Here is a 15,218-nt window from a genome sequence, read left to right on the forward strand (position 1 = left end):
ATCCATTTCATTTAATATCCATTGTCTGATGCCTTTATTTACTCTAGAAGTTTGTCCACTTATTTTTTTGGTTCTAAACCGATAGAGCGTAAAATTTTCTCTAACGTCACTGGCCCTACATTTTCTTTCGGTTTCTCGTTTCCTTTAGCATCTGGGCCCTTTTTCAAGAAGTTTTTCTCAATTAAACGAACATCCGTTTCATCTACAACACCATCTTGATTTATATCTCCATCTTTTACAGATACTTTTCCTTTTCCATACGATAAAGCTGCTATTCTAGCATCTTGAATATCTACCATTTTATCGCCGTTTACATCACCTGCAAGGTTATCATCCACGTCAGCTCTAAAGTTTTGTCCCACTAATTCTCCATCCTGCATTTTCCCTATTTTTGTTGTTAATTTACTATTTAAATGACCTGGCATTTCTACGAAAATATCATATTCCTTATCGCTTACTGGAACACTATGAATTTCAAATTGTCCGTTATCACCAATCGTTCCTGTATATTTCTTTCCATCCTTGCCAACTGCGTACACTTTTGCTCCTAGTTTTGTATAGTCTTTCTTACCTAAATACCCCTCTTCATTCAAGAAAGCTTCCGGGCCAATATATCCTGTAACCGTTGAATGTTTCGAAACAATAGCAAAAGATTTATCTTTAAACGCAGGAATCTCAATGCCTTCTGATGCACCAACTTTTGTATAAGAGAACTTATCTACTCCAAATGCAGTCAAATCATTAAAGTATTCATCGTTCGTCATCTCGAATGTAACATCTAAAAATGGTTTATCTCCATCTAATCCTTTAAATTCTTTTCCCTCCAATGATGCGCCAACTTTCACCTTGTTTTCCCAAGCTCCTGCTTCACTTATCTTCGGATCTTCTAATTTAAGGTTCAATCCATGTTGTTCTACATATTCCGTAAGTGCTGGATTCGGTTTCACATCTGTAAATTTAAATAGCTGCTTGTAATAAGGAATTTCAAATGTACCTGACATAAGCTGTTTTACATTATTAAGATTCAAAGTTAATGTAATTTTCTCTCCTAATTTGATTTTATCTTTGTCATAACTTGGAACAGCGTATTCTGTCCCTTCTTTTACAAAGACGTAATCTTTATATCCAGTTGCCATATTCCCTGCAGTTGCAAGATCATATCCAAATAATTTTAAATTTAACGGCTCATTTATTTCCTCTGGAAGTACTCCAAATTTAAAATCACCATTTGCTTGAATTGTATTCAACCATCCTGATGGGAAGGCTGAGTTTTGATAATATACAATTTGATTCGCTTTTTGATCATATTGCAAGCCTTTTGCCTTTAATGCATCTACTGTAGAATCATAAATATTACCATGCACCCATAATGCACGCTGGCCGTCTTCTTCTTTAAACATAGAATCATTGACTTCGTGTATACCAGGTTGTACATCCTTAAATTTCATTTCAGGTATTACATTATCAATGATAATGCTATCGCCTTTTGTATAAGATTTTCCTTCTTTATCATATCCAACGAAGTTCAATTCGTAATCTCCATCAGGCAACATAACAGGTTTATCCGCAATTGGATGAGCTGGATCTCCTGTGAATGGAAGTACATACCCTCCCATACCAGAAAACATCATATATTCAACATTCGGTGTTAGACTACTTGCATTAAGTGTACCAACGACTCCTAATGCCTTCCCTGTCGTTCGGTCCTTTACAATTGCATCAATGGTTTCGAGAGGACTATTTAATTTAAATGTCAACGGCGAACTTGGTCTTTCCATAAATGGATGGAATTTAGAAGCATCTGTTGCCATTGCATCTCTCAGTAAATCTACAGACGCAATCCCTTTTTCTGTGAATTTAACTGCAAATGGTACTTGATATACTTCTTTTTCATTGTTTTTATTTGAAATATGAATATAGCCCTCATATCTACCAAATTCAGCGTTTTCTGGAATGGTAATTTCAGGGCTAATTTCCTCTGATGCACCAGGAGCTACTTTAATAGAATCTGGTACGTTTAGCTTCACACCATTCTTCGCTGCATCTTGCACACCTACACTTGTAGGTGAAAATTTCACCTCTAATTTAAACTCTTTCCCATCTGTTTTACTGCTGTTCTTAATTAAAACTTTTCGACTATCTTTAATAGGCCCATTTTCAATTTGATTTTTATACCCAAATGCAATAGAACCTGTTTTTTCTTCAATTTCTACTTCTTCATCACCTACAACGTTTGATGTTTTATCAACAACCTCGATTGATGTATCTGCATGAACTGCACGGTATGCATCAATTCGTCCTGAGCCCACCTCAAATACAGAACGCTCTTCTTTTAAGTCAACTGCGGTATTCATGAGTGCTTCTTTTACTTCAAATGGACTATAATTTGGATGTTCTTGTAAAATGAGTGCCGCTACCCCTGTAGTATGAGGAGTTGCCATAGAGGTACCTGACATACGTCCATACGCTATCGGATAATTTTCTCCATCTTTTGGATCATTAATATATTCAGGAACAGTTGAGAAAATAGACACACCTGGTGCTACAATATCTGGCTTAATATCATCTGTCTTAGTTGCAGGACCACGGGAGCTGAAATCAGCTAAGTGATCTCCCTCTGTTTTTATATTACTTAGTTCCCCAAACGCTAACGACACATCTCCTTGTACAGCTTTTGCTTGTAATTTCTCACCATCTACTTTTGTTAAGCGGAACGATGGAATAGATGCAGTACTTTCCCCAAGATAACTTGTAATTTCACCATCTACATTGTTATATACGATTACCGCCTTTGCGCCTGCTTCCTTAGCATGCTTAATTTTCTCATCAAATGTAATCTCACCGCGTTGGATAAGAGCTAATTTTCCTTTTACATCTTTTCCTGTAAAATCATCTGATTTCCCGAGCCCTGCATATACAACTGATACGGATTGACCTTTCAAATCTTCAATCTTATCAGTAAAGCTTTTTCCAAGTAGCATCATCTTATCCACATGTAAATCACCTGCATCGACGGAAAACGTTGGGATTTTCATTGCAGCGTTACTGGCTCCAACTGTAATCGGAAGTGCCGCTGCACTAGGTGATCCAATGGTACCTTCTTCCGGACCACTATTACCTGCTGCTACAACTGTAACAACACCAGCTAACATCGCATTGTTCACTGCGACAGAAGTAGGATATAAAGGATCATTAATAGACGCACCTAGTGATAAATTGATAACATCCATATTGTCTTTCACTGCTTTATCAATCGCAGCAAGAATACCGCTTGTTTGTCCACTTCCATATGGGCCCAATACGCGATATGAATATAAATCTACATCTGGAGCAACACCCTTCACTGCATAATCCACACTATTCTGTTTGTCTGCAGCAATTGTCCCAGCTACATGCGTACCATGGGATGTATAATATGCACTCCCCTCATAAATCTCTGGATATCCTCCAGAATTTTGCCAATCCTTATACGTTGTCTCCATTGGATCAGCATCATTATTAACAAAGTCCCATCCTTTTATGGAGTTCGGATCTATTTTACTTGGATCTTCACCTTGTTTTGCACGATATCCTTTATATGCATCTTTCAAATCCGGGTGGTTGTAATCAATACCTGTGTCCAGTACACCTACCTTAATTCCTTTCCCTGTTATTTTTTCATCATGCAGCTTGTCCACACCAATTTGCGGTACACTATCCGCCATTTTCGGTTCAACAACAGTCTTAGTTGTTTCTTTTGGCAAATCAATTTTAACCTCATGATCTTCCCATACGCGCTTAACGATACCGGTACGAACTAAGTCTTCGATCATATTTGCTGGTAAAGAAATCGCTACACCATTAAAAGCATTCTTATATTCTCTTGTTATTTTTGCAGATTTTACATTTGTCCCTTTCTCTTTATTCTTTTGAAGCTGCTCAAGCTCTGCTTTAAATCCTTTATGTGATGCCTCTACCTTTTGTTCCGCATTTGAAAGAGCTAATTTTTTCCCTTTAGCCGCTTGTTTTAATACCTCTATTTTGCTAGGCGCTTGCTTAAATTCTATAATCACATTCACATTATTAGGACTTGTTGTATTGATACCTGGCGAAATAACAAAACCTGGTTTTGTATCTAACGTTTTTAAGGCATTACGTTGTTCCTTTGTAAGACCTTTTAAGATAGCATTTGCATCATCAATTCCAGTTAAAGTAGATGTATTTACCTCTTCCGCTAATACGTTATATGGAATTCCTTGAGACAATAACATTCCAACTGTTAACGTTCCAATAAGAATCTTTCCAAATTTCCCTCGTTTCATATTACATCTCCCCATTATTAATATTATTTTTTGAAACAAATTGATTCTTAAATTCCCATGTAGCATTGGAAACTCTATTAATCTTAATCTTTTGTATCATGAAAGATTTCCAACACTACTACCATCCCCATACCTCACATAGCTAACCACTCACTTTACTCTTTCTATAAGAGCCCTCCGTCATTTATTTCCAACAAAAGATTTTCACAAAATGAATTATTAACAAGATTAAAATGTAATTCTATTTTTATTATTTCACATTTTGATTATTCTGAAAATTAAACAAAAGGAGTATCTTTTCTCTAAGGATTCTATGCCTACATAGTACAAAAGAACTACCTTGTCCTTTATTCTTTGTAATACAGAATAAAGCGACACGATAGTTCTTTGATAGATTTCTTATTTAATCTAGCGGAACTAATTGATTTCGGACTGCATAAATCACTGCTTGCGATCGACTTTTCACATTTAGCTTTTTAAAAATTTTATTGATGTGAATTTTAACTGTTTTATCACTAATATATAAAACTTCAGCAATTTCTTTATTACTAAGTCCTTTTACTAGTTCAAAGAGAATTTCCTTTTCACGTTCCGTCAGTTCATTTTCATTTGATTCTACTTTCATTTTTTGCTGATGATATGTAATTAATTTTTTAGTCATACGCGGATGAATGACTGAATCGCCTCGATATAACATTCGAATTGCTGCTACTACCTGATCTGATGATGAATCCTTCAATAAATAACCATCAGCACCGGCCTGGAGTGCATCCATTAAATACTCGTCATGTTCATACATTGTAAACACAAGTACACGGCAACTCGGATATTTTTTTTTCACTAACTCTGTAGCTTCAATCCCATTTTTCTCTGGAAGATTAATATCCATCAAAATACAATCTGGTCGGCATTCTTCTACTTTTCCCAATACTCCATCCCCAGAGCTAGCTTCTCCAACCACTTTCATATCAGATTCATCCTCTAGTATGCTCCGAATTGCATCCCGTAAAAAAGCATGATCATCTACTACTAATATTTTAATCATTTTACGCACCCCTTGTTTGTGAATCTGGAATTAACAGTGTAATTTCTGTCCCTTTTCCTACAGAACTATCAATCTGTAAAGTAGCCCCTAATTGGTCAGCTTGTTCATTCATATGTAATATACCATAATGTGGCTCATTCTTCGTTTTAACCATAGACTCAAATAGTGAAAAGCCAACTCCGTTATCCTTAACCCTTAAAAGCACGTGTTCACTTTGATAGCTGAGTAAAACATCAGCCTTTTTTGCCTGTGCATGTTTTACAATGTTTTGCAAACTCTCTTGTAATGTATCAAATATAACTCTTTCTTTTGAAAAACTAAGCGCACGTGCATGACCTCTTTCATGATATGTAATGTCTAGTTCATATTCTTGTCTTAAAGATTTTATTTTACTTGCTATCGCCTGCTTAAGTCCCAATTGTTGTGTCGGATATGGTTTTAAAGCATAAATAGAATAGCGAACTTCTCCTAGGCTTCCTCTTAAATCTTTTATGCTTTTCTCTACTACTTGCTGCATATCTTTTGGTTTATCACGGTATTTTTTCTGCGCGGATTCTAGTTGGAATATCACCCCGGCTAATGTTTGCGCAATACCATCGTGAATTTCTCGAGCAATTCTATTTCTTTCTTCTAAAATCATTCTTTTTTCCTGTTCAGAAATTAATATCCTTGTTTTAACTACGTTAGCTAATTGGTTAGAAAATGTAGCTAACGACTGTACATCTTCTGGAAAGAAGCCCGCATTTCTACTTTTCCCTGCAACAAACATTCCGACTAGTTCATCATTAACAATAAGAGGAAAATATACAAGTGAGCGTATGACACTTTCAAATATTTCATCTCCAGGAGCCGTACCAATTTTCCAATCATTAAATACAAGATTTTTAGAAAGTCCCTCAAACGCATCGTAATTTTCTAAATGATCAGAAATATCAGGGCGAACTTTCCCATCTTTTAATAGAATATTCCAGTTTCCATCATCTTTTGTCCATATTACATATGCTTGTATGCCAAAAAAACCTTTAAGTGCTTGTTTAATATGCTTCAAGTTTCCTCCAGTTAATCCTCGACTAATTTCGGTCGTAATAAGAAATAACTCATATAATCGTTCTTTCTCCATCCTTATCCGTACAGAAAAAGAACTAATAACGGAAGTTGCTACAAGTGGAAAAAAGAAAAACAGCACTGTAACTTCGTTTACTTCCACACTATATGTACTAATTAGTACATGCATCAGTGCCGCATAAGAGAAACCAAAAGTTTCGCAAAGAAATACCGTAATAGTTTTTTTATACCATTGATAAATTGAATATGGCTGCGGAAGAAGTATCATTAACAAATCGTAAAAGCGATTGTTGAAAAAACAAAAAAACATGCAAAATAATAACAAAGATATTAAATTCTCATACAGAACTGACATACCTATCTTATTAATTATTAAGGACATACATTTGTCTGAAAACCATTTGGCAAAGATCAAACTAAGTGCATGTTGAGTACTATTAAATAACATTCTTTGTATCGGTGAACGACGATGCAGGTGAATAATTAGCGTCACAAGTACAATAGCAACAATAGTTATATGGATTCCAAACTGCCAACTCATAGCGTAAATTATCGGAAAGGTAAGCGAACTAGTTCCTCTCCAAAATCTTACAGGAAAATACTCTGCAATCCCCATAAAAAGTAACAACAATATTAGTATTGTTAGATGAGAAGGGATTTTAATTTCAAGTAAAGATATAGTTATAGTAACCAAACCAAGAAAAGAAATAAAATAAAGATAAAAACTAGCAATCTTTTCTCTCATAAAGATAGAATTTACATCTTTCAAAACAACCCCTTCTTTCCTTATAAAAACTTCATTTTCTCTATTATCCAACAAAAAACCGGCACTGGCAAAATGGAAGAACATCCACTAGCCAATCACCGGCTGTGTACTACACCTAAAAAGGCAAGACACAATACTAGTATATATCAGTTTGTGAAGTTTACCCATTAGTCAAATGGTGTAATTGTACATACTTTTAGACTTAGGTCTACTAGTACAAAAGATGTATACGCAATTTAAATTTTGATTCACTAAAAAAATTCTAAGAAAAATAGGAAGGCAATCGTAGTAAATACTTATCTATATTAATTTTATCTAAATCTTTAGGTTATGTATGTGTCAAATACTCCCCATCTAATATTTACAAATAACCCATGAGATAATCTCCTTATATACTATATATGAAGTTTATCACTTAATATTTATTGAAGAAAAGGTGATGCATACAATAATCAAATCTAATTAACATATTATTTAATTATCGGTAGCGAGATTAAAGAGACTCCCTACTCTCAGGAAGGAACCTCCAATTCATATTATTCCCCCTATTTCTATGTTTCTTATTTGATTCTAATTAACTAACTGATTAGGGTTATTGCAAATCAAAATAATAAAACCACATCTCCAATTATTAGATAACTATCTAATACATTGGAGGTGCGGTTCACTTAGGTCATTGATGTTTCAGCTATTCTCTTTATTTCAAAATTACATCTACCATATTAATTTAATATTATATTCCTCAAGCCAACTATTAACTTGAAGTAAATAATCTATTATACCTCGTGCATCATTACCTGAAATTACTTCGTCTTTTCCTTCTGCAATAGCACGAACTCTTTCTACATTAATTAATGGCAAAATAGGTGATTCAGGATTGTTCAACACATGTAACATCCAATCACTAATACCTTGTAGATAAGAGGCATCCTTAGTGCTTGGATATGCACTTTTTTTGCGATAACGTACATCCTCTGGAAGTACATTTTCAAAAGCTCTACGTAAAATACCTTTTTCAATATTGTCTATGCTTTTCATTTCGAATGGGACATTCCATAGGTATTCTACAAGCCGGTAATCGCAAAATGGAACTCGTACTTCAAAGCCATTCATCATACTTGTGCGATCTTTTCGTTCTAGCATAAATGGCAAGAAACGTGTAATAAACATGTAAGACATTTGACGTTGCTTCATTTGCAGATCACTTTCACCTTCTAAAAAGGGAACCTCAGCAACTGCATCTTCAAATTTTTGTTTTTGATATTTTTCAGGGCTAATCTTCGCTTTAAAATCCTCTGATAAAATTTCTGTACTATACCATAAATTAACACTCCAAGGGAATATCTCTGCATCTAGAAACTTCTCTTGATGGAACCATGGATATCCTGAGAATACTTCATCTGCGGATTCGCCTGAAAGTGCAACTGTTGCATCTTTTTTCATTTCCTTAAATAACAAATAAAGAGACGTTTCTAATTCTCCAACTCCAGGTAGATCACGCGCTTGCATTGGAGTTAATAAATGCTCTATTAAACTATCTGATCCTAACTCTATAGAATGATGCTTTGTTCCTACATATTCAGCCACACGTTTCACCCAAGGTTCATCACGATCAAAACGAAGGAAGTCTTGCTCAAAGTCTTTTTCATCATTGATGAAATTCAGGGAATATGTATGAAGACGTTCCCCCTTATTCCCAAATTCGTTTCCTGCTAAACCTGTTAAACCACTGGAATCTAAACCTCCAGAAAGCATAGATACCACTGGTTTATCAGCAATTAACTGACGTTTTACCGTATCTTGTAAAATGGAACGGATTGTCTCAACTGTTGTATCAATATCATCTACATGTTCTTTACTTTCAAGTTTCCAATACTGTGTCGTAGTCGAGCCATTAGAGGTAAACGTCATGTAATGCCCAGCACGCACTTCATGTATATCCTTGAAAATAGCATGACCAGGAGTACGTGTTGGCCCAAGACAAAATATTTCAGAAAGTCCTTCTTTATCTACCTCTGCATCTACAAATGGATGCGAAAGTAAAACTTTTAACTCTGAACCAAAGAGAATTGCGCTTCCCCTTTGAGCAAAAAATAAAGGCTTCACACCTAGATGATCACGACCAAGCATCAATTTCCCAAATCTTTCATCCCAAATACCAAAAGCAAAAATCCCATTTAGATGTTGAACACAATCTTCTTGCCATTCTAAGTAAGCATGTAGTAATACCTCTGTATCCGACTTGGTCTGAAATTTATGACCTTTCTCCTCAAGTTCTTTACGTAATTCTTGATAGTTATAAATTTCTCCATTGAACGTAAGGCCAATCATATCATTTCCATCTTTATAGAGCATAGGTTGAAGGCCACCTTCAGGATCAATGACGATGAGACGTCGATGACCTAATGCCGCTCGTTTTGAAAACCAATGCCCCTCTGCGTCAGGTCCTCGGTGAATGATAGCATCTGTCATTTTTTTTAACGTTTCTTGTTCATTAGACAGGTCTTTAGACCAGTCTATCCACCCTACAATTCCACACATAGTGTCTACCTTCTCTCAAATAGTATAGAAACCGACTAAAATCGAATATCAGTCGGTTTTCCGTAAAAAAATCCGACTAAAAACATCTTTTAGTCATGTTTATATAATAAAATGAATTGAATAAAAAATCAAATAATTCAATCAAGAAAGAAATCATCGTCCGATTAAAAAATTATTACCTTAAACTTTCATTTTTATCTTAAGTGATACAGTTGCATTCTATTATAGTTATATACTAGAAATAAGAATGGTGTATGTTATTCTATAAGAAGCAAATAGAGGACTTTCTATTAGGAGTTACAAAATTACAAATGAACTAATACAGAATGTAAAGATAGAAAACTTCGCTAAATATTTCAAGGATAGGGTGTAGACAATGATCAAATTAGAAAAAGAAAATAAAAAAATGAAAATCATTCAATCTGCCACAATACTGTTCTCTACGCGTGGTGTCCGTAACACAACGGTTGATGAAATTGCAAAGACAGCTAAAGTTGGTAAAGGTACTATTTATTATTACTATACAGATAAAACTGAAATATTATGTGACTGCTATATGCGTCATATTCAGCTCAAACGCTCACAATTATTTAATTTATATAAAGAAGAAAAAGATGTTTTACTTAGAATACAAAAAATTCTTCATTATATCAGCCTAGAATATCATCAAGATCCGTTTGTTTCTACACTCTTTCAAGAATATAAAGAGTACCATTCACCTGAAATTACAACTTGTTTTAAACAATCTGAAGAAGAAGCAATTAACATGATAAGTAATTTGCTCGAAAAAGGTTATCAGCAAGGAGCTTTGCATAAGGTACCATTACCGCTTACAGCTTTTATGTTAGTACGAATGATTTTTAACTACGAACAGGATTATATAAAAAATGATAAAAGTGATACAGAATTTCTGCAGTTGCTAAAACATATGCTTCTTAAAAACTAGTTTTAACAACAAAAAAATAATTGTGGTACAAATATATGAAGAAGAACGTGAATAATGAATGGTTTAATAAACTCTTTTCATTCTGGCCAAACATACGAAATATCCAACGCTTATGTAGAAATGAATGAAAAAATCATATAAATTTTTCTAAAATTAGAAAGCCTATACTTAAATCTACAATAAAATAGTTCAGTAAAAAGAGCGTGTTTTCATCTATCTAAACACGCTCTTACAAATATTTAAACCCTATATGAATTGCTTATTCCATTCTGATTTTCTTTTAACTAATATATCTCTTTATATACGATTATCATGCCAAAAGTTTATTGGAAAATGATTGTTCTCATCATAAGCTTCAAATTCGTACCCTTTTTCTTTTAACCCTTTTATAATTGCTGGAACTGCCGCGACAGATTGTGGATGAATATCGTGCATTAAAACAATTTCCTTTGAAGACGTCGCACCTGCTAAGACATTTTGAACAATCTTTGCAGCTGCTACATCAACGGGTAATTTATTGTATTTCCAATCTAAAGAATCAATTGTCCAATCCCATACTTTCAAATTATTTCCTACCACTTCATTTCGAAGTGATTCATTTAAGCCAGGCATTGATCCATATGGTGGACGTGTTAATTTCGGTGTGTATCCAATAACGTTTCTAATTAAAGATTGATCTTCTTTCATTTCCTTCACATATTCCTGATTGGTGTATAGCTTTTTAAAATTATGTGTCATGCTATGCATGCCCACATAATTGTTTTCTACATGCTCTCGTTTCACTAAATCTGGGAACCTTTTCACATTATCGCCAATTAAAAAGAATGTTGCTTTCACATCATTTTTCTTTAGTACATCTAATAGATTAGCTGTATATTTTCCAGGTCCATCATCAAAAGTTAAATATGCAACTTTTCTTTCTTTACCATCAAAACGATTAGGTATCAATTTTTTTAATTCATTTTTAGGTAGACTGCTCACTTGCTGAACACTATTTGCCTCTTCCGCATTTACCAGCTTAGGATTCGTAATAGATTGAAACACGTAATACCCTATTGCTACTAAAGTAATAGCCAACAATACACTTATAATTCTCTTTTTCTTAAGCTTAATTTTCATATTATAATCTTCTTTCTATCTTAATAATAATCTGTATAGGTGAAAATTAGTGCCCTGCACTAGCGTTCATGGCATTTCCTATAATAGTCAGAACTACTGGAAATAATACTGGTCCTAAGGTAAGGACAATGTTTAAAATTATAATAAAACTATATAGTAAGCTATAATTTTTACTATTACGGTTTTCAAATACTAGGATGACTAATGTTATTATAGTAATTAAATGTAGTAATAAAATTATCAACCAATAATACATCATTATAGTAAGATTCCACTTTCCTAATAGTTGGTATGTTACCCCTATTATTATCCCTAATATAGTAGCATTAAAGGAAATAAACAAAGTTCTTTTTAGTATTTTAGGAAATGTTTTGTGATCCACAGTTTTATTATATAAACCGATTAAAATGCCCAAAGATAGATATGCCAGTAATAGCCCTACCCAATTCCAGATCCAATCTTGATCCCCCATTAAATTAAACAAAAGCGCAATGATCCCTCCTACTGCAAGAATCGAAGAGATCATAATACTATTTAAAGCTGATTTCATACTATTTTCACTTCCTTAAAAATTTTACAATACAGCATTGAAGTCTACTCTTAAGTTGTCCTTTACTTATTAGATTCCTTTTCATTAAAAATCTTGTATGGAAATCCCATCATATAATCCGGTCATCATACCTAATAGCATATACGGAGAATGGGTAGGCCCAGCAAAAATTACATGTACATGATCACATACCATAATTTTTAAACTGAATGAAACTCCACCAAATCCTATTCCACATGGTAGATATACAAATAGAGGATGCCATTCACCAACTTTTATTTGTATATCAATTATTCAGACGAGTATCAGCTACTGCATAACCTTAAAATAAATGCTTTGATTTTTCATCGTCAATCAAATAGCACATTTGATTCTTATTAACTTGTATTCTTCCTTCTTCTACTGCTTTACTATAGCCCGCTGTATATTTAAAAATAGTAACCCCTTTGTTTCTAATTAAATCTTTTTCCCATTTTTTCGCAGCTGCTGCCATATGTACATATGATGTTTTAAAATTAATAATAATTTATTATAATTAAGTATATATTAACAATATATTAAGTATAAGTAAATAAAATTAATAATAATTTAATTTTATTTACTTATTTAAAGGGGATTACATATATGAACGATATTAATGTTGGTCACAAAATTAGGGCATTTAGAAAAGGGGCCGGATTAACCAGTAAACGTTTAGCAGAGTTAGCTGATATAACACCTTCCATGTTAAGTCAGATTGAAAAAGGAATCACAAATCCTTCATTACAAACACTAAAATTAATTTCTGTAGCACTAAATATTCCATTGTTTAACTTTTTCTTAGAGGATACCAATACAGAAGAATTAGTTGTAAGAGCTAACCAAAGGAAAAAAATAACTTTTCCTGAAAGCGGCAATGTTTCATATGAGTTATTATCTCCTAATTTAGATGGAGCACTAGAATTGGCTTTAATGAATCTGTTCCCTGAAACTGCTTCATCTATGGAGCCTGTGGCACATAAAGGGGAAGAAATAGCATTTATTATGGAGGGACAAGTAAAACTATATCTAAATGATGAGGTTTTACTTCTCAATACAGGTGATAGTGTTAAAATCCCACCTTATACAAAGCATAAATGGGAAAACACTTCTTTAAACAAAGTCACTGTTATATTTGGGGTAACTCCACCATCTTTTTAATTTCAAATACTAGCGAAGAAAAGTTAGAGAAAATAATTCTCTAACTTTTCTTGTATACTTAATTTTATTTTAAGAAATTAAAAAACTTGTCTCCCAATTATATGAGATTAAAATCTAAACGATTAAAACTAATGAAATAGATCTTTTTAATTACATACTTAATTTATTTTTTAATGTCCAATATTTTTCTCCATTAGCTTCAAAAGAGAATTCTACCCATCCATTTGGATCTTCACGATAAATAAAGATGGTTGTTCCAGGGGTTACTGTACCAACTTTATTCTCCTCGACAGCTACATCTGGTCTACTTTTAATTTTTAAATTAAATGGATAAGGTACCTGGTAGTAAGCAGCTAATGATACAACATTTGAGCTTGAACCGTCTGCATACATTTTATATGGAATTTCATTCGATAACGCGTCGACATCTAATGTTTCAGGATTCTTTGGTAATTTTTTTGCATATGTATAGTCTTCTACATGAAACGGTTTAATACGTTCCATAATACCCGCAATTTTCTTAGCCCAGCCTTTATCTGATGCATATTTCACATTCATGCCAGTTAATGTTGGGCCGTTATAATACATACCACTTTCTTCTAAATATCTTTCTCGTACATAATTAGCGTTATAAGCAATGCTATCCCCGTAGCTTGGTAAATATTTTGCATATTTAAACGGATCTCCATCATATGCACGTAGACCGAATAGATTATGTTTTTGATATGCGATTTCTGATTTTCCGTATCCAGATTCTAAAATCGCATGCGCTGCTAAATAATGAGCACTCACGCCATATTGATTTTGCGCATTGATAAAATCTTGCCCATGTCCAACTAAAGGACTATCCGAGTGATATTTCGCAATAAAACTATCAATCTCTTGAGCTGTAATTTTCGAAGCCACTGTTAAATTTAAATCTTCATATGAGGTAGCAGTAATAACCTCTTTTTCATCGTTTAAATTTTGTTGTAACATATCTGTTTTTGCAGTAAGTTGAGCAGCTTCAGCACGTGTTATAAATCTATTTGGTTGCCAACCGTTCTCGGTACCATTAGAGATTTTTAAATCTATTAAAATATTGGCATATTTTTCTCCCCAATGCCCTTTTAAATCTTCAAATCTAACCTGATCATTATGATTTGGTGTGCTTTGTAGTTTATATGCATTTACTAGCATCGTAGCCATAGCAGCGCGAGTTACTTTTCCGGATGGATTGAAGATTCCATTACCTTCACCTTTAACAATCCCAGCTTTTTCAGCAGCAGCAATATAAGGAGTAGCCCAGTGGTTTTGTGAATCTGTAAAAGATGGTTTTGCATTAGGATCAATTTGTATACCTAAAACTTTTGTCATAATTTTTGTAGCCGAAGCTCTGTCTAATGAGTCATTTGAACCAAAAGTTCCATCTGGATAACCATTTAATACCTGTTTATCAACTAAATAATTAACGGATTTATCAGCCCATGTAGGAACATCAGGGAATTTATGAGTATCTGCTAAAATATTAGAAGAATAGGATAATATAGCTCCTGCAAGGATACCTGTTGCAATTAATTTGTGCTTCATTAAAATAAACACCTCTACCATTGTATTTATCAAATTGAAATTTTCTATTTTAATATTTACATGTTTGTAATAATAATAAAATCGGATTATCACGCATTCAATTTGATGTAACGAGTATAGTTACTTATATACACAAG

Annotated in this window: 10 protein-coding genes; 2 read left to right on the top strand and 8 right to left on the bottom strand. The window is 33.6% G+C overall.

Annotated elements, in window-relative coordinates:
* Positions 1-59 precede the first annotated feature (59 nt).
* The 4 genes from ES895_RS13905 to asnB all read right to left on the bottom strand — a co-directional run bounded on the left by ES895_RS13905 (position 60) and on the right by asnB (position 9,718).
* Entirely contained in the window at positions 60-4,301 is a 4,242-nt protein-coding gene (locus ES895_RS13905) for a S8 family serine peptidase (RefSeq protein ID WP_135238418.1), read from the bottom strand.
* Between the two features lie 403 nt (positions 4,302-4,704).
* A complete protein-coding gene (locus ES895_RS13910; protein WP_000590674.1) occupies positions 4,705-5,346 on the bottom strand; it encodes a response regulator in 642 nt (213 codons plus the stop codon).
* A 1-nt stretch (position 5,347) separates the two neighbouring features.
* Complete coding sequence (locus ES895_RS13915) at positions 5,348-7,180, bottom strand: GAF domain-containing sensor histidine kinase (RefSeq protein ID WP_033667522.1); 1,833 nt, start codon at positions 7,178-7,180, stop codon at positions 5,348-5,350.
* Positions 7,181-7,891: 711 nt separating this feature from the next.
* On the bottom strand, positions 7,892-9,718 hold the full coding sequence (gene asnB / locus ES895_RS13920; protein WP_135238419.1) for an asparagine synthase (glutamine-hydrolyzing): 1,827 nt from the start codon (positions 9,716-9,718) through the stop codon (positions 7,892-7,894).
* Between the two features lie 376 nt (positions 9,719-10,094).
* Here asnB and ES895_RS13925 point away from each other — a divergent pair, with 376 nt between their 5' ends.
* On the top strand, positions 10,095-10,664 hold the full coding sequence (locus tag ES895_RS13925; protein WP_000593070.1) for a TetR/AcrR family transcriptional regulator: 570 nt from the start codon (positions 10,095-10,097) through the stop codon (positions 10,662-10,664).
* 297 nt (positions 10,665-10,961) lie between these two features.
* Here ES895_RS13925 and ES895_RS13930 read toward each other — a convergent pair whose 3' ends face one another.
* The 3 genes from ES895_RS13930 to ES895_RS13940 form a co-directional block, all read right to left on the bottom strand.
* On the bottom strand, positions 10,962-11,783 hold the full coding sequence (locus tag ES895_RS13930) for a peptidoglycan-N-acetylglucosamine deacetylase (protein WP_048568139.1): 822 nt from the start codon (positions 11,781-11,783) through the stop codon (positions 10,962-10,964).
* A 46-nt stretch (positions 11,784-11,829) separates the two neighbouring features.
* Positions 11,830-12,333 carry a DUF3902 family protein gene (locus ES895_RS13935; protein WP_000833545.1) on the bottom strand — a complete coding sequence of 168 codons (504 nt, stop codon included), beginning with the start codon at positions 12,331-12,333 and terminating at the stop codon, positions 11,830-11,832.
* A gap of 322 nt (positions 12,334-12,655) precedes the next feature.
* Positions 12,656-12,826 carry a hypothetical protein gene (locus ES895_RS13940; RefSeq protein WP_002063312.1) on the bottom strand — a complete coding sequence of 57 codons (171 nt, stop codon included), beginning with the start codon at positions 12,824-12,826 and terminating at the stop codon, positions 12,656-12,658.
* Between the two features lie 131 nt (positions 12,827-12,957).
* On the opposite strand from ES895_RS13940, the gene ES895_RS13945 reads away from it, so the two are divergent.
* Positions 12,958-13,512: a helix-turn-helix domain-containing protein gene (locus tag ES895_RS13945; RefSeq protein ID WP_000997924.1), complete on the top strand. Its 555-nt coding sequence runs from the start codon at positions 12,958-12,960 to the stop codon at positions 13,510-13,512.
* Positions 13,513-13,662: 150 nt separating this feature from the next.
* On the opposite strand, the gene ES895_RS13950 is transcribed toward ES895_RS13945, so the two are convergent.
* Positions 13,663-15,081 (bottom strand): S-layer homology domain-containing protein, encoded by a 1,419-nt coding sequence (locus tag ES895_RS13950; protein ID WP_135238420.1) that lies wholly within the window; start codon positions 15,079-15,081, stop codon positions 13,663-13,665.
* Between the last annotated feature and the right edge of the window lie 137 nt (positions 15,082-15,218).

The organism is Bacillus sp. 007/AIA-02/001 (genome assembly GCF_004634455.1).
Classification (GTDB): Bacteria; Bacillota; Bacilli; order Bacillales; family Bacillaceae_G; genus Bacillus_A; species Bacillus_A cereus.